Genomic DNA, 21765 nt, shown 5'->3' with positions numbered 1-21765 from the left:
TGGTCCGAACCGGATCGCGACGACGATTTGCTTCCCTATCAGATGGCTTGGGCGCGGTGGGGGGATCAGACCTCACGCAACGCGCCCGAGCGGTATCGGTGGCGGCGCGGCATGAAAACCAACGGCGTGAAACTGGACGAACGCGACCTGCGGATCATCGAGATCCTGCAACGCGAGGGCCGGCTGTCGAAATCGGAACTGGCGCGACGCGTCAATCTGTCTTCAACGCCGTGCTGGGAGCGGCTGCGTCACCTGGAGGACGCCGGCATCATCGAGGGCTATGAGGCCCGCGTCTCGCTGAAGGCCTTCGGGCCGCTGACCCAGGTGGTGGTGACCGTGGAACTGGAAAGCCACCTGCCGGAAGACTTCGCCCGGTTCGAGGCGGCCGTTCGGGCCCACCCGGAGATCTTCGAGTGCGATTCCCTGGGTGGCGGCATCGACTACGTGCTGCGCGTGCTGGCCCGCGATCTGGAGAGCTATCAGGCGTTCATGGACCGCCTGCTGGCCGCCGGCCTTGGCATCCGGCGCTACTTCACCTATGTCGTGACCAAACCGGTCAAGCGCGAACCGCCCCCGGTGACGCGGTTGGGCGGCGGCGGAGAGAGGCTGTAGGGCGTGGTCGCGCCGTGGGTCATCGTCCTCTCCAGGCCCCGCGCGGCAGGCAATTCCTCTCCCCGCCCCGCACACATAAGAACCACTTTCACCGCGCTGTCCCGTACCCTGGCGGTGTCTTTCGCACCCGAACCCCAGGGAGCTCCTTCCATGCCGCGTCCACACGGTGGCGCGCAAAACGCGCCTGTGCCCGTTCCCCTGACCGACCCCACGCTGTTCCGCCAGCGCGCTTACATCGGCGGCGAATGGCGGGAGTCCACCTCCGGCGCCGTCGTGCCGGTCACCAACCCCGCCGATGGGTCCACCGTCGGGTCGGTGCCCGCCCTGACCGGCGCCGAAAGCGCCGAGGCCGTCAATGCCGCCCACGGCGCCTTCTGGGACTGGTCCCACACCCTGGGCTGGGAGCGCTCGCGCATTCTGCGCCGTTGGTTTGATCTGATGGCGGCGGCGCGCGAGGATCTGGCGCTCATCATGACCCTGGAGCAGGGCAAGCCGCTGTCGGAAAGCCGGGGCGAGATCGACTACGCCGCCTCGTTCATCGAGTTCTTCGCCGAAGAGGCCAAGCGCCCCAACATCGAGGGCGTGACCAGTCACCTTCCCGACGCCGAGGTCGAGATCTGGCGCGAGCCCATCGGCGTCGCCGCCCTGGTGACACCCTGGAACTTCCCCAGCGCCATGATCACCCGCAAGGCCGCGGCCGCCATGGCGGCGGGATGCCCGGTGGTGGTGCATCCCTCACGTGAAACCCCGTTCTCCGCCCTGGCCTTGGCCGAACTGGCCGACCGCGCCGGGGTGCCGCCGGGCGTGTTCAACGTCGTCACGGGCCGTTCGTCGGAGGTCGTGCCGCCCTGGATGGCCGAGCCCCGGGTGCGGGCGCTGTCCTTCACCGGCTCGACCGAGGTCGGCAAGCTGCTCTACCGGCAGTCCGCCGACACCGTGAAGCGCATGGTGATGGAACTGGGCGGGCACGCGCCCCTGATCGTGTTCGCCGACGCCACCTTCGAAGAGGCGGTGGCCGAGGGCCTCAAGGCCAAGTTCGCGACCTCCGGACAGGACTGCCTCGCCGCCAACCGGCTGTTCATCGAACGCCCCATCTACGAGGCCTACTGCGAGGCGTTCACCAAGGCCACGGCGGCGATGACTGTCGGCCCGGGCCTTGACGATCCCGACATCGGCCCCCTGATGAACGAGGGGGCGGTGACGAAACAGGAAGAGCATGTCGCCGACGCGTTGGACAAGGGCGCGCGCCTGCTCTGCGGCGGCAAACGCCACGCCGCCGGGCCGCTGTTCTTCGAACCGACGGTGCTGGCCGACGTGCCGCCGGAAGCGCTGATCTGGCGCGAGGAGACCTTCGGCCCCGTCGCCGCGCTGGCGCCCTTCGACACCGAGGAAGAAGCCATCAAGCGCGCCAACGCCAGCGAGGCCGGCCTCGTCGCCTATCTTCACACCAACGACCCGCGCCGCATTTATCGCGCCAGCCGTGCCCTGCGCTATGGCATGGTGGCGGTCAACCGCACCAAGGTGACGGGCGCGCCCATTCCCTTCGGCGGCTATAAGCAATCCGGCATCGGCCGCGAGGGCGCCCGCCTGGGGATGGAAGCCTTCACCGAGGTCAAGTACGTTTGCCGCGACTGGGCGTGAGCCGTCGTAAGGAACGAAAGGAACACGAAGACTATGCTCACCAACGACCAATTGTCCGCCTGGGACCGGGCGCACTTCATGCACCCCTCGACCCATCTGGCGCAGTTCGCACGGGGCGAGGCCGCCAACCGGGTCATCGCGGGCGGATCCGGCGTGTTCATCGAGGATCGCGACGGCAACAAACTGCTGGACGGCTTCGCCGGGTTGTACTGCGTCAATGTCGGCTACGGCCGCCCCGAAATTGCCGACGCCATCGCGGAGCAGGCGAAGAGCCTCGCCTACTATCACGCCTACGTCGGGCACGGCACCGAGGCCTCGATCACGCTGTCGAAGATGATCGTGGATCGGGCGCCCGAGGGCATGAGCCGGGTCTATTACGGCCTGAGTGGCTCCGACGCCAACGAAACCAACATTAAGCTGGTCTGGTACTACAACAACACCCTGGGCCAGCCGGAGAAGAAGAAGATCATCAGCCGCTGGCGCGGCTATCACGGCTCCGGGCTGATGACCGGCTCGCTGACCGGGCTGCACATGTTCCACAAACAGTTCGACCTGCCGCTGCCCTACATCAAGCACACCGAGGCGCCGTACTACTTCCGCCGCCCAGAGGCCGGCATGAGCGAGGCCGAGTTCTCGACCTGGTGCGCCGAAAAGCTGGAAGAACTCATCCTCGCCGAGGGACCGGAGACCGTGGCCGCCTTCATCGGCGAGCCGGCCCTGGGCACCGGCGGTCTGGTGCCGCCGCCGGAAGGCTACTGGGCGGCCATCCAGGCGGTGCTGGACAAGTACGAGATCCTGCTGATCGCCGACGAGGTGGTGACCGGCTTCGGCCGCCTGGGGTCCATGTTCGGGTCGGACCACTACGGCATGCGGCCGGACATCATCACCATCGCCAAGGGCCTGACGTCGGCCTATGCGCCGCTGTCCGGCTCGATCGTGTCCGAGAAGGTTTATGATGTGCTGATGAAGGGCACCGACGAACTCGGCCCCTTCGGTCACGGCTGGACCTACTCCGCCCACCCGCTCGGCGCGGCGGCCGGCATCGCCAATCTCAATCTGATCGACGAGTTGGGCCTGGTGGCCAATGCCAAGACGGTCGGCGGCTATCTGAAGGAAGGGTTGACAGCGGCGCTCGGCAATCACCCCAACGTCGGCGAGGTGCGCGGCGAGGGCCTGCTGTGCGCGGTGGAGTTCGTCGAGGACCGGATCGAGCGGCGATTGTTCGACCCCGCCAAGAAGGTGGGACCGAACATCGTGGCGGCCATGCTGAAGACCGGCGTCGTCGCCCGCGCCATGCCGCAGGGAGATATCATCGGACTGGCGCCGCCGCTGTGTCTGACCCGGAACGAGGCCGACACCATCATCGACGCCACCCGGGACGCGGTGGAAGAGGTGCTGGGCGGGGGGTGACCCTGCTCCAAAACCGTGAACACCTCCGTTAAGCGCCTGCGGGAGCGGAGAGGTGGATCATGACCACCAAGACACGGCGGTCCTCACGGAGATCGCGTCCCTGAACGTGGTGTAGCAGCGCGGGGGGTCTCCGGTCGGGTTTGGCCGGGGTGGCCCAGGTGCTGATCACGACGGACGCCGATGCGCTGCCGGTGTTGGACCCGGGGCGGGGCCGGACCCGCCCGCCGTCGCTCATGTGTACGCCAGCGGTCGCGGCGCCGTGCATGCCCGCGAGCATCTGAAAGACTTCTCCGGCGTGCTCCAGGTGGATGGCGTCGCCGCCGACAAGACGCTGGTGACCCACCGCGCCGCCGCCGTTGCCGTTCACGCTCGCCTTCTGCTGGAGTCACGCGCGCCGCAAAGTCCGGGATGCCCAGCGTCAGGGGACTTCGCCGATCGCGGAGGAGGCCCTGCGCCGGACCGCCGCGCTGTACCGGATCGAAACCGAGATCCGGAGGCGTTTGGCGGAGGAACGGCTGGCCGCGCGGCAGACCCGCTCTGCCCCGCTGGTCGCGGACATGCGGGTCTGGCTGCACGAGCAAGCGGCGCGATTGTCCCGCAAGACGCTGGTCGGCGAGGCAATCCGCTATGCCCTGCGCCATTGGGACGGTCTGTGCGTCTTCCTCGAAGACGGCCGCGTCGAGATAGACTCCCATGCCGTCGAGCGCAGCATCAAGCCGCAGATCTTGGTGAGGAAAAACGCTCTATTCGCCGGCGCCGACAGCGGCGCGGAGCACTGGGCCAGGATCGCCTCCCTGATCGAGACCGCCAAGCTCAACGGCCTCGACCCGCAGGCCTGCATCAGGGACGTTCTCGAGACCATGGTGGCCGGCTTCCCCGCCAACCGGATCGACGACCTCCTGCCCTGGGCCTGGACGGCCCCGATGCAGCGATCAGAACCGCAGACCGCGCTCAACACCGGATCCCGTGGGTCAAAAAGACGCTTACAACCCAATCATCGCACCGGCCAAATCTGAAGCGATTGTTCCGACCGTACGTGTTGACCGAACTGCCCCCGGCCCATACAGTGCCGCTCGCTTCGCGCACCGATGGTGTTCAGCCCCAGAAGGGGCCCGTGCCACCGATGTGGCCGCAGGATGTGCCCATAGCTCAGATGGTAGAGCAGCTGACTTTTAATCAGCGGGTCCCAGGTTCGAGTCCTGGTGGGCACACCAATATTTTCAAGGGGTTGCGGGGTCTTCTGCAACCCCTTTCTCATGTCGAAGCTCCCGTTGGGTAACGCCTGGGTAACGGTGCTTGCGCGGGAAACTGCGTGATCCGGTGCGCGTCTGGCGGATAGCCGGCCCAATCAGCGATGCAGCGGATGATGGCGCCCAGGGGTTGCGGACCATCGGCGCACAATAGAGCGGCTGCGGCGTACCAAGGGGGAATGCCATTTCCTCGCAGGGTCTTTCATGATCGGTCGGGTCAACGCTTGAACCCGCCATGCGCGAGGATCCCATGCAGGATATCCCAGCATCTCCGCCAAAGAGCACTGCACTCGTCCCTACCCGCGTCGTGCGGGCGGAACTGGGCGGCATCAGCGACATGACCCTTTGGCGCTGGCTGCGCCGCCCGGACCTGAACTTCCCCCAGCCGATTCTTATTGCCCGGCGCCGGTATTGGAGGCGCGCCGACATTGACGCCTGGAAACAGAATCTGGCCCCTCGGAACAGACCGTGTCCCGCAAAGCTCGATTGAAAGGGCGTAATCGACCAGAGCCGAAACGCGATCCTGGCTGAAGAAGCAACCGAATCTGTCGGAGCCCAAAAGCGTTTCTGCGCGATCTATGTTGCTGCTCAATACCGATCGCGGCGGAACTGCGAGGGCGTCGTCCCGGTCACCTTGCGGAACACTTTGGTGAAATGCCCGTGGCTGGAGAAGCCCACGTCCAGGGCGACGCTAACGATCGTCCGGCGGTCGTCCAGCAGAAGTTCCTTCGCCTTCTCGATCCGCCGTTCATGGAGATACCGGTACGGGGTGCGGCCGAACGAGGCATGGAACGCCTTGCCGAAATGCGACCGCCCGAGGCCGACGGTCCTGGCCATCTCGGAAAGCGGGACGGTGCGGTCGAGGTTGGCGTCGATGAACGCCGTGATCCGTCTCTGTCGCGACGCCCCGAGACCGCCGGAGATGTGCGGGGCGCTGCCATCATTGATACCGTACTTCTCAAATAAGTGGAGCGCGAACGCTACGCTAAATTGGTCGACGGACCGGCTCGCTTTTTCGGCCTCTTGGTTTAGGGTTCCCGCGAACCACGGCATCATGTCCGACAGCACCGTGTCCTCCACGACGGCAGAGGGGATGAGACGCGGCACCTTCCCCTGGAACATCGGCGCAACCGTCGACTCCACGAACTCCGGCGTCAGCGCCACAATCAGGGCGGCATCGCACCCGTCCCATTCGATCCGCACCGGGCGATCCGCCGGGATCAGATGGAAGGCGGTTCCGGACAGCGGCACCGTCTGGTCCTCCGGTGCATCCAGGGTTCGCCAACGAGCCGTCACCGGCCCGGCCGGCCGCACGAGTACCGTCTGGCGGAGCTTCGTCCAGTGCCCCGGACGGGGCGGGAACTGGCAGCGGCAGACGATGAGGCCGTTGTCGGTCGCCCGCTCAGTCAGGGTGTTGCACAGGACCAACGTGTCCGCCTGGAAATCGATCGTCAGGATGTCCGTCATGGCAAGCGCTCCATGATCGGTGCGGTCGATGCTCCCCCAAGTGCACTCCACCCGCGCGCAGGCGTAAAAGGCACGGCAAGGCTACGATCATGGTTCACGATCTTCTTGTCTTAATAGTGTCAGGACTAGACGATTTTTGAACTGATACCGGCCGACCTAAAGAATGACCTTTTTGACCCAGGGTTGGAGGCAGAGGGACTGGAGCCGGTCGGCCTCATCGACGAGGGCGTTCCAGGCGTCGCAACAGGCCTGGATGATGGCCTCCTTGTCGGGCCAGACCTGGAGGGAGAGGAAGCGCTCCCTGAGGAACAGCCAGACCCGTTCGACCGGGTTGCACTCCGGGGAATACGGGGGCTGATGAACGAGGGTGATGTTTTCGGGCACCCGCAAGGACGTTGCGGCGTGCCATCCGGCGCCATCAAGAACCAACACGGCATGCTCGTCGTCGGCCAGCGTTTTGGCGAAGTCATCCAGAAAGCGCTGCATGACCTTGGTGGAGACAGTCGGCATGACGAGGGCAAAGGCGTCACCGGTGGCGGGCTCGACGGCGGCAAATAGGTAGGTCCAGTCGAAACGCTGATCGCACAGGCCTGGGGGCCGCTCGCCCTTGGTCCACCACCGATGGCATAGGCGGCCCTTCTGACCGACGCGGGCTTCGTCCTGGAAAAACAGGCGGATCCGCTTGTCCGGATGGTCCTGGGCTGCCGTGATCAGGGCGTCGCGCAGGTCTTTTTTTTGAAGCGTTCCTGAGCCTCGCGGTCCGCCTTCGGGTGAACTTGACGCGCCTTTTGACGAGACATCCCGTTCCGGCGCAGAATCCGCCCGACACTGTCGGGATGAAGGGCCTTGCCGAACGTCTTGGAGATCCAGACGGCCAACGCTTCAAGGGTCCAGGTGCAGACCCCTTCGGTGTCCGGGTCCGGCCCTTGACGGACGACATCCAGGAGCTTGGCCTGCTCCTCTTCGGTCAGAAACGGGTCGCGCCCTGGCGCCGACCGGTCCCGCAAGCCTTCAACCCCTTCCGCATTGTAGCGGATCACCGCATCCCGGAGCGCTTGACGATCAAGGCCAGCCAGGCGCGCCGCCTCGGCGCGGGACATGCCGTCGAGCGCGTTGGCAATCGCATAAGCCCGTGCCGCCACGCGGGTCCGGCCGCAGTGGCGCGCCCACTTCCGCAAGGCCGACGAGGACATCGTCTCCGATATCTTGAGCATGATGGTGACGCTCCCCCTGCATCTGGTGGATGCGCCATCCAATCATACTCTAGGGATCATGGGAATCCCCAGACGAGTCATCCTCATCGTCGCCCGGTATGATATATGGCGATGGTTAGAATGTTTTTATTTTACCTCAATTCACGTCGCTTTTGATGAAACAGATATATTTTGCGCTGTTCCCCCATTGTTTCCGCTCACATCGCACCATGTTCCGGTATTTCGTGAAAGCCGCTCTTGCCAGGGTTGTCGATCGTCATCGACAGGGCCGCATCAGGTAGAACGGCCGGAACTCCGAACATCCTCTGATCCCGTCCACATCCGGCGCGACGAAGTCCGCCGGCCGCGCCGTTTCGCGCCGTGATCCTTGAGGAGGGCCGTTCCATGATCGAGAGGCGCCGCTTTCCTCCACCGCCGTTTCCGCCGCCCGACTGGCGGAATGCCGCGACCTATCGCCCCCTGCTGGCACTCGACCGAACCGCCTGGGCCTGGCAGTGGCTGAAACGCAACCCGGACTTCCTCGTTTCGGTGGGCCGGGCCAGACCGTACGTGAGCACACCCATTGCCGGGACGCCCGCACCTCGGATCGTGATCTCGCCCCGTGCCGAGATGGACCACCAATGGGGCGTCCTGTTTCGCCGACGAAACGATGGACCTGGTGTTCTGGTCGAGCGAGACGGTGCCGAGCGTCCTGACCGTGGAGGCTCGGGACGGCGGTGCCAAATCAGCCAACACCTTCGACCTGGGCCGACTCCCGTTGCCGGTCATGGTGCTGCGGCAACCGAACAGCGCCCGGCAACTGCTGATCCGGGACGGGACGCGCTGCCTCCAAATCGAGGTGCTGACCGAAGGGGTGCCCTGTCATCCCGCGCGGCATCCTGTCCGCCTCATGGTTCCGCTGTGGCCGGCGCACGAGGACGAGCCGCGCCTGTTGGCCTTGCGGCGGTTCCTGCATGTCCGGCGGGAAAGCGTCCTTCCCGACCGACCGCCTGTACCCGTCGGAACGCCGTGCCGGGCGGTGGCTGGACATGCTACGCGCCTGCGATGCGCGACGGGCTGGGGCGTCCCAGCGCCAGATTGCCGCCGCGATCTTTGGCGCGGACCGGGCGGCGCAGGACTGGGCCGGGCGGTCGGACTACCTGCGCCTGCGGGTTCAGAGACTGGTCCGCGGCGCCGATCACATGGCGGCCCGGGGGTATCGCGACCTCCTTCGGTAAGCGGGAACCTGCTGGAGGCGGAGGGTCGGTGGGGGATCCGCGACGGGGCTGGATGGTGGAGGGAGTGGCCTTCCACCCGCCCGTCGGGGAGACACGCCATGTCCCGCGCACCCGCACGGCGGTCCACGGGCGACCGCGCCAACCTGTATTCCGAGATCACCGACCGCATCATCGCCGAGCTTGAGGCCGGGCGCCTGCCTTGGGTCCAACCCTGGGGCACCGATCAGGCCCGCACGGCGGTCGGCCTGCCGCGCAACGCCGGCTCGGGCCGGCCGTACTCCGGGATCAACGTCCTGATCCTGTGGGGCGCCGTCATCGAACGCGGCTACTCCGGGGCCAGGGCTGGTTGACCTTCCGCCAGGCCAAGGCCCTGGGCGGCACTGTTCGCAAGGGCGAGCGCGGCACGACTGTGGTCTATGCCGACCGCTTCGTCCCCGAGGACGAGCGCCGCCGTGCTCTGGAGAAGGGCGAAGACCCCCAGGCCATCCCGTTCCTGAAGCGCTTCACCGTCTTCAACACCGACCAGTGCGACGACCTGCCCGAGGACATCGCCACCACCGCGCCGCCGGTCCCCGAGGGTCTGATCCTGCCGCGTGCCGAGGCGCTGATCGCCGGCACCCGGGTGGATTTCCGGATCGGCGGCAACCGCGCCTTCTACAACCCCCTGCATGACTTCGTGCAGGTGCCGCCCCCGCAGGCCTACTTCGAGCCTGTCAACTGGCACCGCACGGCCCTGCATGAACTCGGCCATGCCACCGGTCCCAGATCGCGCCTCGACCGCGACATGTCCGGGTCCTTCGGCTCCCGCAAGTACGCCTTCGAGGAACTGGGGGCCGAGATCACGGCGGCCTTCACCTGTGCGGCCCCGCCGATCGCCCTTGGGCGATCGGCTTGTTTCAAACAAGCCGCGGATCGGAACGATCCGCGGCGGCCATCGTCCCGACCGTGCGTCACGCCGATTACATCGCCTCGTGGCTGGACTGCCTGCGCGAGGACAACCGCGCCATCATCCCCGCCGCCAGCCAGGCCAGCAAGGCCGCCGACTGGCTGATGGGCTGCCTGCCCGAGGATGTCGCGATCTCCGGCACTACCCCCGATGACGAGGAGGCTGCGTGATGAAAGCCACCGGTACGCCTCTCTTTCTATTCCTCATTGCCATGGCAGTCATCGCCTTCTGGCCGCTCTCGAAGCCCCTGCCCATCGGTCCGGCCACCATCCTGTCCGGCGACAGGCTGGTGATCCATGACGTCACGTTCCGGCTCGTGCACATCCGCGCGCCGGATCCGGATCGCATGTGCCGGGACCGCCACGGTCGCTCCTGGTCGTGCGGGTCCGACGCGGTCCCCACCCTGCGCGAGGCCATCAGCGACTTCCTCGTGTCCTGCGCCGTCCAGGGACCCGAACAGGACGGCGCCGCCCCCGCGCGCTGCGTCGTTCGTGGCGAGGACTTGGGCCGCACGATGCTGTTGGAGGGACTGGCGGTCGCCATCGGCCAGCCGTCCAACGAATACCTCGGCGCCGAACGCACCGCCCGGTTCCTGCAAAAGGGCCTGTGGGACGACCCCGAACCCCGCTGATTGCTGCGCCAGCCACAAACACGCAACCTTTCCCTTTACAACCGACGCTTCGCTTGTTCCCCTATAACCTGTGCGGCCTTTTTCCTTCGGCCGCCATGGTCGCCGCGCGGCAGTGCCGGGGCGAGGCATCGGCCGGCAGGGCGGGAGCTTGAGATCGGCCCGTATCCGAAGCAACCGGGCGAATTGGCGATGCTCGTGCGCGGGATGGCGGCATACGTCCTCCAGACCGGCGTCGAATTCAGCGACGGCCATACGATCGGCTTTGGGGATGAGCATGCCGTGACCGCAAAGATCCGCCTTAAGCGCTCGAGTTACGGGGGCGACACCATGCCGATTTTTCGTGTGAAACTGATGGGGGCGGAGGCGCGCCGATGAGCGAACCCAATGCAAGCTGTCATGAGGCAGAGGCCACCTTCGACCCGGACGCCATTGAGGTCGTGCCGGGCGTCACGTACTACGAGATCGTCAATACTTTTCGGAATACGGCGAAGCAGCTTGGCGACTACGTGACCAATACGAAAGAGGCGGACCGCCTCAGGCAATTGCGTGTCAAGGCCTACGCGGCCCAGCATCCAAGCGGGTATGAACCCAATGATGTCTTCGGTAGGTACCCGAGTTACGGGCCGGTTGATCCGGATCATATGTTGAAAGAGATCACGCTCAAGAAATCGACGCCGAAGGTCTTGCCAGAGTACTCTATATTCTACGGCATTAAGATTGTCTCTGCTCGGATAAAAGACCATATAGAGGCGTTGGAACCCGGCGTTCACGCGTTCTTTCCCGTCTTGGTGCGTCGCGCGGACGGGTCCGAGTCGTACCAGTACTATTTCATACAGGTCCTCGAGGAACTCGACTGCGCATGCGTCCAGTTGTCAGGATTTAGGCGGGACACTGCAAGCATAGGCGGATATATATGGACGAGAACTCCTGACGAAGGCAAGGTCTATCTTTGGGAAGACTGCGTCAGAGGTCGGCATTTCTTCCGGGAAAAGAGCGCGCTCTTTAACACTGTCGCGTCTGATCAGCTCGTCAAGCGTCTTGGGAAATTTCTCCCGCGCGGTTGGGCGCTGCTGGAGGCTGGTGTCATCCGGAAGAAGGGGAACTGACCGATGGCTTGGTATACTGCAAACGACCCGCGCCTCCGCCTCCAAGGCAACGACAATTTTAGAGCGGATTTCGATCAATCGGGCTCATAACCGCACGATCTGACGTCGTTGGCGCATTCGTTTGGTTGGAACAGATCGACGAGGCGTCCGAGGAGGCTCCACAGACCTGCGACGGTTCGCTCGGCGTCCTTGCGCAGCAACGCCTTGAGCTTGGCGAAGGCCTTTTCCATGGGGTTGAAGTCGGGGCTGTTGGGCGGCAGGAACGGCAGATTCGCTCGGGCGCACATCCGGCGCCAGGCCTTGGCGCACATAGGGCTCGAACCAGTCTCCGTTGATCGGCCGGTCCAGGACCAAGGGCGCCACCATGCCGGTCATCCGCAGACCGACGCCCTGGTCGGCGAGATGGACGCCCTGTTGTCGGGCTATCCGGAGCCCACCGAACTGCCCGAGGGCGTCGACGCGCGCGTCGGCGAGATCGAGGCCGCGCTGAAGGGTTTTGAGACCCGACCGGCCACGTTCGAGCCCGACGAGGTCTCCCGCGCCGGGGCCTTCATCTCCATCGATCTGGACGGCGAGGCGCACATCGAACGGGGCTTCGTCCGGCCCGAGGACGAGCCACCTCTGCCGGCGCCCGAGGCCGATCCTGATGCTCAGGCGACGGCGGCGCCGGACGGTGTCCAGGGCGAACCGGTTGTTGCAGGCGCGATGCCCGAGGCCAACGCGCCGGGTGCCACCCAGGCGACGGATCCCGACCCGGATCCCGTGGACGACCCGTTGCGCCCGCTGCCGGACCGGCTGGTCACCGAACTGACCGCGCACCGCACGCTGGCGCTCCGGGACGCGCTGGCCTCCCACCCCGACACCGCCTTCATGGCCGTCCTGCACGCCCTGTGCCTGTCCACCTTCCACCGCCACGCGGTCGCAAGCTGCCTGGAGATCACCGGCCGGTCGGGGCCGCTGGCGGCCCAGGCACCGGGTCTGAAGGACAGCGCGTCGGCGCAGTCCCTGGACGCCCGCCAGGATGCCTGGATCGACCGTCTGCCCGCCGATCCGCGCGATCTGTGGGGGGCTTTGCAGGCCTTGTCGTCGGATGAGCGCATGGCCTGCTGGCCCATTGCGCCTCGCGCACCGTCAACGCGGTGGTCGAGCCCTGGAACCGTGTCCCGGGTCGCTCCGACCACGCCGACGCGCTGGCCCGGGCGGCCGGGTTGGACATGGTCGCCGCCGGATGGCGCCCGACCGTCGAGACCTACCTGGGGCGGGTACCCAAGGCGCGCATCCTGGCCGCCGTCCGTGAAGCGGTGAACGACAAAGCCGCCGACCGTCTCGCCTCGCTGCGCAAGGGCGAAATGGCGACCGAAGCCGAGGCGCTGCTCGCCGAAACGGGCTGGCTGCCGGAGCCGTTGCGGACGCCGGGGGACCCCGAAACCGTCACCGCCGAAGGGCCTAACGCCGAGTCTGGCGAGGCAGACGAGGACAACGAGGCGGCCGAGCCCGATGCCGATAGCGGGGCCGAGGCGACGCCGGAGGACAGCGAAACGGACCCCGTCCCCGAAGACATCGACGACGCCACCCGCGCCGCCGAATAGCCCGCATCCTTTCACGCGGCCCGGTTCCGGTGCTCCCGGGGCCGGGCCGTTTCTCTGTCGGAGGGCCCCACGATGTCCCTTCCCGAGATCGCATCCCGCCTCGCCGATGAGGCCGAGGCGGTCTGCCGCACCTACCTTCCCGCCGGCCGGCGCCAGGGCGCCTATTGGCAGGTCGGTGACGTGCGCGGCACGCCCGGCCGCAGTCTCTATGTCCGCCTGACTGGCCCTCGCGCCGGCCGCTGGACCGATGCCGCAACCTCGGAACGCGGCGATCTGCTGGACCTGATCGCCGCCAACCGGGGTCTGGACCTGCGCGCGGCGCTCGACGAGGCCACCGCCTTCATGCGCCTGCCGCGCGACGCAGCGTCGTCCGCGCACCAGCCCGTTCCCGCCAATTCCACCGCCGCCGCGCAACGCCTGTTCGCGGCGTCCCGGCCCATCGCCGGCACCCTGGCCGCGCGCTATCTGGCTGGACGCGGCATCATTCTGGCCCATCCCGAGCCCGCTCTGCGGTTCCATCCGCGTGCCTTCTGCCGGCCCGATCCGGGCATGACTCGCGCCCAATGGCCGGCGCTGATCGCCGCCGTCACCGCGTCTGACGGGACGCTGACCGGCGTGCATCGCACCTTCCTCGACCTCGCCACCACCGGCAAGGCGCCGCTCTTTCGGCCGCGCCGTGCGCTCGGATTGCTGCTCGGCAACGGCGTCCGGTTCGGTGCCGCTGGCCCAGTCCTTATCGTCGGCGAGGGTCTGGAAACCGTCCTCTCCTTGCGCTACGTGCTACCGGATCTGCCCGCCGTCGCGGCGTTGTCGGCCGCCCACCTCGGGGCGTTCGAGCCACCACCCGGCCTGCGCCGCCTGTACGTAGCCCATGATGCCGACGCCGCCGGCTTGCGCGCGCTGGTGCGTCTGACGGATCGCCTCGAACCCCGCGCCATCACCGTTCGTCCGCTGCCGCCGCTCGGCGCGGATGCCAACGCCGACCTACTGACGCTTGGCCCGCGCCGGTTCCGCGCGCGCGTTCTCGGTCACCTGGATCCGGCCGATGTGCCGCTGGCCCTCGGCAGGGTGTGAGCCGGAAACGGTGCGCCGGGTCGGCGGGGACCGGTGGTCGCGAGTCGACTGCTCTCCCGCGCGGGACCGCGCCGGCGGCCTTTCCATGGGGGGATCTGCCGGAGGCCGGCCGGCGCCGCAAGGCGCGCTTCGCGCGTCCTCCTTCACGTTGTTCCGGCCCGTTCGGGTGCGGCGCCGGCCTCTGGGCCTCCGGCGGACGATCCCCGGAAAGGCCGCGATGGGCGCGGCCTCCAGCCAGCGGGAGAGCCCCATGATCCGCGACGTCCTGCCCCCGACCGACGATCCGCACGCCGCCGTCTCCGCCACCGCCCACCTGCTCGAGGAACTCCAACTGCATGGCATCCGCCCGTTCCAGGACGAGCCCGATCCGCGTCCCATGCCCGACGCGAAGACCGCCGAAAGCGCCGTCACCGTCTGCCTGGACACCCTCGCCGACCTGTTCACAGCCACCCGCCTGGAGGACGACCTGGGCGATCTGCTGTGGTCCGTGGTCAACGCCTTCCATCGCCGCGTCGGCGCGCTCGACCGGGCGCTGGACACCAACGAGCAGGCCCAGAGGCGCGCCCAGGCCGAGCAGGATGGCAGCGAGGTGCGCTCGGTCGAACTCGAGCGCTTGACCGCCGAGGGCATCGGTCTGATCGAACGCCGCAATGCCTTCGAGGCGTTCCGCGACACCGCCGCCGAGACCTTCGAGGCCATCACCGGCGGCGCCTGGCGCCCGCGCGCCGGATCGCTCACCAACCGCCGCGCGCTGACCGCGGCCGTCATCGACAGCCGGGATTTCCTGGCCGCCCGCCAGCGCGCCGACACCCAGGTGATGCTGCCGCCCGGTCCCCGCGTCGCCTTTGCCGGTGGCACCGCCTGCACCGATCACCGGCGCATCTGGGCCGTGCTCGACAAGGTGCGCGACCGCCATCCCGACATGGTACTGCTGCACGGCGGCGCGCCAAAAGGCGCCGAGCGCATCGCCGCCTGCTGGGCCGACCAGCGCGGTGTGCCGCAGGTCGTCTTCCGCCCCGAGTGGCCCCGCCACGGCAAGGCCGCCCCATTCCGTCGCAACGAGCAACTGCTTGAATCATTGCCCATTGGTGTTATCGTTTTCCCGGGTTCCGGCATCACCGACAACCTCGCTGACACCGCCCGCCGCATGGGCATCCCGGTGTGGAAAATCGGTCCCGAGAGTGGCGCCTGAGCGCCGCCAAAGGTACGGTTCATGGTCGTTGACGGCATTGCCTTTCCGTCCAGGTTGGGCCGGAAGCGGGCTGAAAGGTTCACGCTACCGACCCTATGAATCGGACATTCAATGCAAGCAACGCGTACCTTCGTGATCCGCCCAAAGGGGACGGTTCGCTTTTTGTCGAGCAGTACCCAAAACTGTTACTTCCAGTTCTTGGGAAGTGTAGATCGGGTTAGCGGATTCTTGGGTCTTGCCTCTGTGACAATGGTCAGCGACACTGTTTCTGGGTGACGTTAAGAGAGAGTCGTTATCTATACAACCCTGGACAGCAGAAAGCCTCGCGCGACTAGGCCGTCGCAAAGTGAGATCTTCTTGGGTTCAAGAAGAATCGCACGGGTGGCGCGAAATCATCCCGCGACTTCGCATGGTCTGGGTCGTATTCAAGAAAATCATTCTCGAAGTGCATCGCGTCAGCTTTATTGAGAGAATCGGCTGCGCCTCGAACGTTCTTCCTGCGAGCATCGAAGACGACTAAATATCCACGGGTCGCTGTGCAGGCCGTGTGGCGCACCTCCCTATCGAGATAGTCGGCAAGTTGGTCCGCTCCGTCTTGCGCGCGTTGCGGTCCATAGTCAGTGTAGGTACCTTCCGCTGCCGGCTTCCTCGAAACCGACGTTGAACGACCCAGCCATTTCACCTCGATCAATGCGGCAGCGCCGGAAGCAAACCAATCTACGCGGATATCGACCGGTTTTTTATCGTCTGTATTGTGCTCCGGTCGGGCGTTAGCGTCGCGCAGGACTAATTGCAGCGCCTGGATAAGCGAATCCCGCATAATCCATTCGGGCCGGTTGACGAGGACTAGCCGAGCGCCATCGACACCGCCTTCCCAAACTTTCGCTAGGATGCGGCACTTTGATTCCTGGGCGAACTTGCCGTAGCGCGAGAATGCCTCTTCTAGGCTGCTTAGCGTGGCATTGGCGAAATTGCTGGCGAGAATTGGCGAGACTTTCTGCACATAGTCGTCGTGATGCTTGGCCAGAATACGGTCGACGCCATTGTCGTAGCGATATACGAGTGCATCGGTAGCGGCTTCCCGGAGATCAACATCGGTCCCGAGTTGGAGGAAGCGGTATGTGCCGTCCGGCACCAGCTCAATCACGTAGTGGGCGCCTGTGTCGGCGGTGGCGAGCGCGGGGCCCAACTCCTCGCTGCACTGAAATGTCTTGGGCGAGCCCCAAGCGGCAATCATCGGCGCGGCGGGTGTTGTGTTCATGCCGATAGCCACCGTCAGTGTGCCCCGAAGGCTTTCTGGGGGATAGCGCTGATAAATGAGCTTAACGGAATCAAGCAGAGTCGTGATCGCACGCGCACCCTGTTCGCCGAAAGCGTCGGTCGCGTGCGGCAAATATGCCATCTCTACCAAGTTCTGAACGTTCTCGATGTTAATCAACGGGTTCATCCTCCGTCCGCAGGATCCGGGCGGAGAGCCAGATGACCGCCGGCGACAACAGATCCTTCACGTCGCTACCAAGTACCGAGCTGACAATTCTGTATTCTTGGTAGAGAAGGTCGATGTCGTTTGCCTGGAGCAGGTGACGCCGCTGCCCCAGCCGGACTGACGCTGCCAAGCCAGGCGTCTGGCTGATCGCGTGGCGGATTGAGCCGACCGGAAGCGCAAGCGCGCATTGTGTGGCCGCGCGCAACCACAGGCGCCTGTCGCCCCAGGAACCCAAGGTCAGGAGGCTGTCGATCTCAGCCGCCAGTTCATTGCGACGCGCAGTCATCATGCCCTCGCCGTCCTGATCGACCAAACCCCTGGCGACGACGATCGAACGGGCCGTCTCAAACTGAACGCTGAACGGGAAACCTTCGGATGTGACCGCGAATCGATAGCCCCAGTCGCCGACCGCCTGGCCTTTGAAGAGACCCAATATGCAGCCGAGATAGGCATAGAGATGCGCTTCAATGACCGTCATCGGCACGATGGACGCCGGCGCGTCAGCCATGATCGCCACAGCGTCGAAGTAAGCGTGAGGAATAACGTCGTCGGAACTGGTCAATTGAGCGCCCCGTCGATCGCATTGTAGGCGTCTATGAACAATGCCTCCTCGCTTCGCTGCACTTCACTCAAGTCCGTCCAGTCGGTCATGCGCACAACCTGCATGCCGTCGCTTTTCTGGAGCCCGGCGAGGCGCAGCACGAGCTGAGAACTGCGTAGATTGGCAGTCATCAGCACGCGATTGCCTTCGGCGACGAACTTGGAGAACATCGAACCAGCTCGTGCCTCATAGGCAATGTCGAGAGATCCTTCGGGTGTGTCGATCAAAAGCGTGGCGGCGCCCTTTGCCATATACTCCGACAACGCCATGCGAAGCGCGATGTCGATGAAGAAGCGCTGGCTTTCGGACACCGAATCGGACTGCGCGCGCAATTGGTCGTCCATACGCATGCGTAAGCCAAAGCCCGAATCATTGGCCCCCTGGCGATGCTCCAGATCAACGTCGATCGGTCTACCGATGAAGTCTTCGGAGAGTTCACGGAAGCGTGGAACGAAGCGTTCCGAGCCGGCCTCATACTGTTCCTTGAGCGCTTTCTCGTACGAGCGAAGCTGGTTGCGCAATTCGTCCCGCTTCCTGTAGTGCGCCTCGCTTTGCGCCAGGAATGCTTGGCGTTCCTTCTCGAGCTTGTCGATCTCCAGCTGGATCGCCGAGAAGTTAGAGCCGCTCTGAGCTTTGACCAGACCGGCAGCCTCCTTCTCCTCGAATTGCCTAAGCTCCTCCGCTGCGGCTTCCTCAGTCGCCTGGGCAGCGGCGAATTCGTCGCTAATTCGCGCGCGACTGCGCAGGATTGTATCGAGGTCGTCGCGAATGCGGGCGATCTCACTGTCGAGACGTTGCAGTTCACTGATAGCAGCAGCATCGCCGCCCGACCGATCCAAAACGCTGTCGCATAATGGGCATTCACCCTTATCAAGGGCGGCTTGAATCTTCGCCGCGACATGGACGTTGCCGCAGAGTCCGCAGCGATCTTCCGATAAGGTGGCACGGACGATGGGATGGTGCTCGACCGAGGACGACAGCTGCAGCCGGTTCGAGAACAGGCGTCGATATTCGAGTTGGGCCTCGGTGAGCGACGCGCTGAGATCGGTCCATTTAAGATCCGCGTCGAGCATCTCAGCCTGTTTGCGCCGCATGCGCTGTTCGGCATCCGATTGCCGGGCGACAAGCGCATCGTGCTGGGCTTGAAGCTCCGCGCCGGTCGTATGGTCGTCGGTTTCTGTGCCTTCGAGGAGGTCGGCGAGCTGTTTGATGCGGTCGGAAACGTGCCGCGCGGAAAATCTGACGTTGCGAGCACGCGAGCTTTCCCGATCCATTTCGCGCTGGAGCTTGTCAGCAGCTTTAGCTGCGACCGGATCGGCGCCGAAAGCGAGATACAGCGCATTGGTGAGTGCCGCGTCGTCCCACATCAGAAGATGGCGGCCTTCGTCGAACGTGGCGACGAAATGCATGAGGAAGACGAACTGCGCGAAATCCTCGAGGCCAGTCAACTCGAGGATCTTTGCGTGATACAGGCCGGTCAGGTCATTGCTATCTTCCTCGCTCGATGGCCGGACGTCGATCGTTCCGCTAACCACGTCTTCGATTGCCAAGCGGGAAACGCCGGTGCCGCCAAAAAGATCGCGCGTGACGCTCAAGTTGGCGTTCGACCATGCCAACTCCACGGTGGCGCTTGCAATTGACCGTGAATGCTCACTAATGCGGCCGCTGAAATAGTCTTCGGAGCGATCGGCGCGCCCGGCGTTGCGCAGATAATCTTGGGCCGACTGAAATTTACGACTGGGATCGGGGATCGCGCCAGTGATAGTGAAATTGATCGTGTTCAAGAATGTCGATTTGCCGAGACCATTCGCCCCGATGAGAAAGAAGACAGGGCGTTCAATTACAGTACTAACGTTCGGATTATTGGAATAGAGGTCGAAATTCGCGAGCGCCACCCGCTTGATCGTCGGTAGAGAGATCTTGCGGTCGGCTATGTCAGGCACACTGGATTCCTTCCGTTCCATCCATGTCAGACGCGCTCGAATACGAGGCAGTGTTCAGACAATTCAAATCCTCCTCCGTGCTGAGAGCTATTGCGCATGGACCGGATAGCGCTCCTCTCAGTCAAGCGGAACCCCAATTGACGCACACTTTCTACGAGAATGGAAGCCACATCAACATGGACGCCGGCATACTGGCTGTCGCCGATCGCGACGACGGCGTGACGGCCGGGCGCCAAAATACGCCGGAGCTGCGCGAAGATTTTGACAAGATCGTCAAAATAGAAGCCGATCATCTCAGGGATATGAGGATTCCATAGATCAGTCCTAGCGCGGCGCAGGGCGTCAAGCGTTGCTTCAAGAACATCGGAAGCGGTTATGCGCTGCGTTGACTGCCATTTCATCTGTACATGCGAGCGCAAGGTCTGGTGACGCAATACTCGATTGTCTTGGCTGGATTTTAGGTATCCCAGCATCCACAATTCGAGATTATAAACGTCTGTATAATCGAAGGAATTCGGATAGGGCGGTGAGAAGATCGCAACGTCTGCCTGCTTGACGCGTGCCAGGGCGCTCCGGGCGTCGCCGCGTTGGACGATGTGTCGGCCTCGGCGCAGTCCGGAGTGTAGGGCGAGATCGGTAGCTGCCATGTCGACGGCGACGTCGAGGCTGGCGATTAGATCCGAAACCGACCGTCGTCGCGTTTCCCAGCTGCGGCGGTAGCGTCGCCCTTTTCCATTTATTGTCACATTACTGTTGGGGACTAGAACCGCTCCCAAAAGTACCTTGAGCAGGCGTGCTTCGTTGGGCGGCAGAGCAGCCGACACACGCACAATCGCACGGACCATCGCATAGACATCGGCCGCGAAGATGAAGCGACCATTCACACCAGGTTCGGCCATTGTTGGCGGCATGCCCTCGATGGGAAGGGCGTCGTTAGGGCTAGCTTCCAGTTGCGAAAGTAGGTTGTCGTAAGTGGCGCAAAAGTGTGCGGCAGGCAAGGGGGTGAGTTTTGCTTCAATGAGATCCGCCAGGAAAGGATTGACCTCGATGACGGTGGAGGCAATTCCTAGCATTCGGCAGGTGACCGCCGTGGTTCCGCTTCCCCCGAATGGATCCAGGCATCGGTTAACCTTATAAGGCAACGCGCCCAGCGTATCGGCGACGAATTTGGGCGAAAAGGCTTCCTTGAAGTGGAACCAACGCTGGAAGGCAATGTTTGCCGCGCCCTGGTTCGAGGAGGTTGGTGCGGTTTCGGCATAGCTTTCGAGCCAGTTGCCAACATTGCTTGACGGCAGGCTGTGGTGAGCTAGGCGCTGAGAGTTGCGAACGGTCTCCGCAAGGGGGGTGCGCCAGAACTCCGTCATGACGCAACTCCTCGGCTGCGGTCGACAAGCAAACGCTCTACGAAAGCAGGCTCGATATCCGACGACTGGATAAGCGCGGCAAGCACGGCGCGGCGTTCCAGCTCCGGCAATCGAGCGAGCTTATTCGCCCATCGGGATGCCTTACGGCGAATGCGTTCGCGCTCGCGGAAGCTGCCGCCGATCGGCGCATAGTCGTGGAGATCGGGCGAAAACTTGAAGTTCGCCCATATCCGTTCCCGGCGCGGCCCGGCGTGGCTGATATTGATGAGTTCCTTGACCTCCCACCCCTGAAGCGCCTGGTCGTAGAGCGCCGAAGAATAGCCGGAGATCATGATCCGGGAGTTTAACTTTAGGAGGACATCGAGGAGCCTGCAATGATCCTCATCGGTATATTCGTAGCGGTAGTACCGGCGGTTCTTCTTAGTGGCGGCGATATAAGGTGGATCAACATAAACTAACTCCCGACCTTTGAAAGGGTAGTCGGCGAGAAAATCAAGCGCATCAGTGTTATGGAGCATGAGCCCTGGTATATCCCAGACATTGGCCGCCTGAATTACTTTTGGATCGATGTCGACACCGATGCTGATGTGCGATGGACGCTTGTTACGCATGACGGCACCACCTCCAAGGTGCGTCTCGATGTAAGTATCGTGCGGCGGCATCAAAGAAACGATGTCCTGCCAGAGCCGCCCTTTTCCGCCTGTATATCTCATGTGCATGATCATCGCCATTTTTGATGATGCAGTCAAGCGTGACGAAAATTCAGTCTGCGAGACGGGTTGAAGCGCGTTGTAGGATGCCGCTTGCATCCATCAGGATATAACCCGCAGCCGCACTGCCAGGGGAAACTTCAGCGCAGCTAAGTGTCTGTCCGGGAGGTTCATGCGTCAAAACAACCAGTTGAAGAGTTTGGTTGATCCCGCCTCTGTAGCCTGATTCCCTGCCAAGAGGACCTGATGTCAGGGAGAGGGTCATGTGGACGGACGAGAACCGGGCGCTGTACAACCGCGATCACCTTCGAT

General features: G+C 64.2%; 21 protein-coding genes, 1 tRNA gene and 4 pseudogenes. 17 read left to right on the top strand and 9 right to left on the bottom strand.

Annotation, left to right across the window (positions count from 1 at the left end; translation table 11 throughout):
- Positions 1 to 111: 111 nt before the first annotated feature.
- From BLS85_RS00125 to BLS85_RS00100, 5 genes and pseudogenes are all read left to right on the top strand, one after another.
- Positions 112 to 612 carry an Lrp/AsnC family transcriptional regulator gene (locus BLS85_RS00125; RefSeq protein WP_092782009.1) on the top strand — a complete coding sequence of 167 codons (501 nt, stop codon included), beginning with the start codon at positions 112 to 114 and terminating at the stop codon, positions 610 to 612.
- A gap of 150 nt (positions 613 to 762) precedes the next feature.
- On the top strand, positions 763 to 2253 hold the full coding sequence (locus BLS85_RS00120; RefSeq protein WP_092780330.1) for an NAD-dependent succinate-semialdehyde dehydrogenase: 1491 nt from the start codon (positions 763 to 765) through the stop codon (positions 2251 to 2253).
- Positions 2254 to 2286: 33 nt separating this feature from the next.
- On the top strand, positions 2287 to 3663 hold the full coding sequence (locus BLS85_RS00115) for an aspartate aminotransferase family protein (protein WP_092780327.1): 1377 nt from the start codon (positions 2287 to 2289) through the stop codon (positions 3661 to 3663).
- Positions 3664 to 3862: 199 nt separating this feature from the next.
- Positions 3863 to 4583 (top strand): annotated as a pseudogene (gene tnpC, locus BLS85_RS00105) (IS66 family transposase); the annotation flags it as partial.
- Positions 4584 to 4801: 218 nt separating this feature from the next.
- A tRNA-Lys gene (locus tag BLS85_RS00100) sits at positions 4802 to 4877 on the top strand.
- A gap of 624 nt (positions 4878 to 5501) precedes the next feature.
- Here BLS85_RS00100 and BLS85_RS00090 read toward each other — a convergent pair.
- The 3 genes from BLS85_RS00090 to BLS85_RS19585 form a co-directional block, all read right to left on the bottom strand.
- Positions 5502 to 6380: a helix-turn-helix domain-containing protein gene (locus BLS85_RS00090; RefSeq protein WP_092780318.1), complete on the bottom strand. Its 879-nt coding sequence runs from the start codon at positions 6378 to 6380 to the stop codon at positions 5502 to 5504.
- Positions 6381 to 6536: 156 nt separating this feature from the next.
- Positions 6537 to 7058: an IS630 family transposase gene (locus BLS85_RS19590; protein ID WP_281242472.1), complete on the bottom strand. Its 522-nt coding sequence runs from the start codon at positions 7056 to 7058 to the stop codon at positions 6537 to 6539.
- 32 nt (positions 7059 to 7090) lie between these two features.
- Entirely contained in the window at positions 7091 to 7573 is a 483-nt protein-coding gene (locus tag BLS85_RS19585; RefSeq protein ID WP_281242471.1) for an IS630 family transposase, read from the bottom strand.
- A 405-nt stretch (positions 7574 to 7978) separates the two neighbouring features.
- Between BLS85_RS19585 and BLS85_RS19750 the strand changes: the two are divergent.
- The 8 genes and pseudogenes from BLS85_RS19750 to BLS85_RS00050 all read left to right on the top strand — a co-directional run.
- Positions 7979 to 8221, top strand: a pseudogene (locus BLS85_RS19750) (transcriptional regulator domain-containing protein); the annotation flags it as partial.
- Positions 8222 to 8547: 326 nt separating this feature from the next.
- The gene (locus tag BLS85_RS00070; protein ID WP_092780306.1) at positions 8548 to 8811 is read left to right on the top strand and encodes a DNA -binding domain-containing protein; all 264 of its coding nucleotides are present in this window, start codon (positions 8548 to 8550) and stop codon (positions 8809 to 8811) included.
- A gap of 98 nt (positions 8812 to 8909) precedes the next feature.
- Positions 8910 to 9161 (top strand): ArdC-like ssDNA-binding domain-containing protein, encoded by a 252-nt coding sequence (locus tag BLS85_RS19745; protein WP_425438452.1) that lies wholly within the window; start codon positions 8910 to 8912, stop codon positions 9159 to 9161.
- A pseudogene (locus BLS85_RS19740) lies at positions 9113 to 9619 on the top strand (ArdC family protein); the annotation flags it as partial. The gene BLS85_RS19745 and the pseudogene BLS85_RS19740, both read left to right, overlap by 49 nt.
- A gap of 137 nt (positions 9620 to 9756) precedes the next feature.
- Positions 9757 to 9927 carry a zincin-like metallopeptidase domain-containing protein gene (locus BLS85_RS19735; RefSeq protein WP_425438451.1) on the top strand — a complete coding sequence of 57 codons (171 nt, stop codon included), beginning with the start codon at positions 9757 to 9759 and terminating at the stop codon, positions 9925 to 9927.
- The gene (locus BLS85_RS00060; RefSeq protein ID WP_092780303.1) at positions 9927 to 10388 is read left to right on the top strand and encodes a thermonuclease family protein; all 462 of its coding nucleotides are present in this window, start codon (positions 9927 to 9929) and stop codon (positions 10386 to 10388) included. Before BLS85_RS19735 ends, BLS85_RS00060 begins: the two co-directional genes overlap by 1 nt.
- On the top strand, positions 10389 to 10763 hold the full coding sequence (locus BLS85_RS19580; RefSeq protein WP_143027025.1) for a DUF4261 domain-containing protein: 375 nt from the start codon (positions 10389 to 10391) through the stop codon (positions 10761 to 10763).
- A complete protein-coding gene (locus BLS85_RS00050; RefSeq protein ID WP_092780297.1) occupies positions 10760 to 11494 on the top strand; it encodes an imm11 family protein in 735 nt (244 codons plus the stop codon). Before BLS85_RS19580 ends, BLS85_RS00050 begins: the two co-directional genes overlap by 4 nt.
- A gap of 74 nt (positions 11495 to 11568) precedes the next feature.
- Here BLS85_RS00050 and BLS85_RS00045 read toward each other — a convergent pair.
- A pseudogene (locus BLS85_RS00045) lies at positions 11569 to 11878 on the bottom strand (IS630 family transposase); the annotation flags it as partial.
- On the opposite strand from BLS85_RS00045, the gene BLS85_RS18965 reads away from it, so the two are divergent.
- The 4 genes from BLS85_RS18965 (at position 11795) to BLS85_RS00030 (ending at position 15349) form a co-directional block, all read left to right on the top strand.
- Positions 11795 to 12799 carry a hypothetical protein gene (locus BLS85_RS18965; RefSeq protein ID WP_176793217.1) on the top strand — a complete coding sequence of 335 codons (1005 nt, stop codon included), beginning with the start codon at positions 11795 to 11797 and terminating at the stop codon, positions 12797 to 12799. The pseudogene BLS85_RS00045 and the gene BLS85_RS18965 overlap by 84 nt on opposite strands.
- Entirely contained in the window at positions 12796 to 13083 is a 288-nt protein-coding gene (locus tag BLS85_RS00040; RefSeq protein ID WP_176793214.1) for a hypothetical protein, read from the top strand. Before BLS85_RS18965 ends, BLS85_RS00040 begins: the two co-directional genes overlap by 4 nt.
- Before the next feature lie 72 nt (positions 13084 to 13155).
- On the top strand, positions 13156 to 14157 hold the full coding sequence (locus BLS85_RS00035) for a DUF7146 domain-containing protein (RefSeq protein WP_092780291.1): 1002 nt from the start codon (positions 13156 to 13158) through the stop codon (positions 14155 to 14157).
- Between the two features lie 250 nt (positions 14158 to 14407).
- A complete protein-coding gene (locus BLS85_RS00030) occupies positions 14408 to 15349 on the top strand; it encodes a DUF2493 domain-containing protein (protein ID WP_245699023.1) in 942 nt (313 codons plus the stop codon).
- 331 nt (positions 15350 to 15680) lie between these two features.
- On the opposite strand, the gene BLS85_RS00025 is transcribed toward BLS85_RS00030, so the two are convergent.
- The 5 genes from BLS85_RS00025 to BLS85_RS00005 are packed head-to-tail and all read right to left on the bottom strand — an operon-like array spanning position 15681 to position 21552.
- A complete protein-coding gene (locus tag BLS85_RS00025; protein WP_092780285.1) occupies positions 15681 to 16796 on the bottom strand; it encodes a hypothetical protein in 1116 nt (371 codons plus the stop codon).
- Positions 16780 to 17397, bottom strand: a complete 618-nt coding sequence (locus BLS85_RS00020; RefSeq protein WP_218128228.1) for a hypothetical protein — start codon at positions 17395 to 17397, stop codon at positions 16780 to 16782. The genes BLS85_RS00025 and BLS85_RS00020 overlap by 17 nt, the downstream gene beginning before the upstream one ends.
- Entirely contained in the window at positions 17394 to 19379 is a 1986-nt protein-coding gene (locus tag BLS85_RS00015; protein ID WP_218128226.1) for an AAA family ATPase, read from the bottom strand. The genes BLS85_RS00020 and BLS85_RS00015 overlap by 4 nt, the downstream gene beginning before the upstream one ends.
- Positions 19380 to 19405: 26 nt before the next feature.
- Positions 19406 to 20743: a class I SAM-dependent methyltransferase gene (locus BLS85_RS18500; protein WP_143027022.1), complete on the bottom strand. Its 1338-nt coding sequence runs from the start codon at positions 20741 to 20743 to the stop codon at positions 19406 to 19408.
- Positions 20740 to 21552, bottom strand: a complete 813-nt coding sequence (locus BLS85_RS00005) for a DNA adenine methylase (RefSeq protein WP_143027021.1) — start codon at positions 21550 to 21552, stop codon at positions 20740 to 20742. Before BLS85_RS00005 ends, BLS85_RS18500 begins: the two co-directional genes overlap by 4 nt.
- Positions 21553 to 21765 lie beyond the last annotated feature (213 nt).

This window comes from Rhodospira trueperi, from assembly GCF_900101965.1.
GTDB lineage: Bacteria > Pseudomonadota > Alphaproteobacteria > Rhodospirillales > Rhodospirillaceae > Rhodospira > Rhodospira trueperi.
This window is presented reverse-complemented; position numbering and strand designations above follow the sequence as displayed.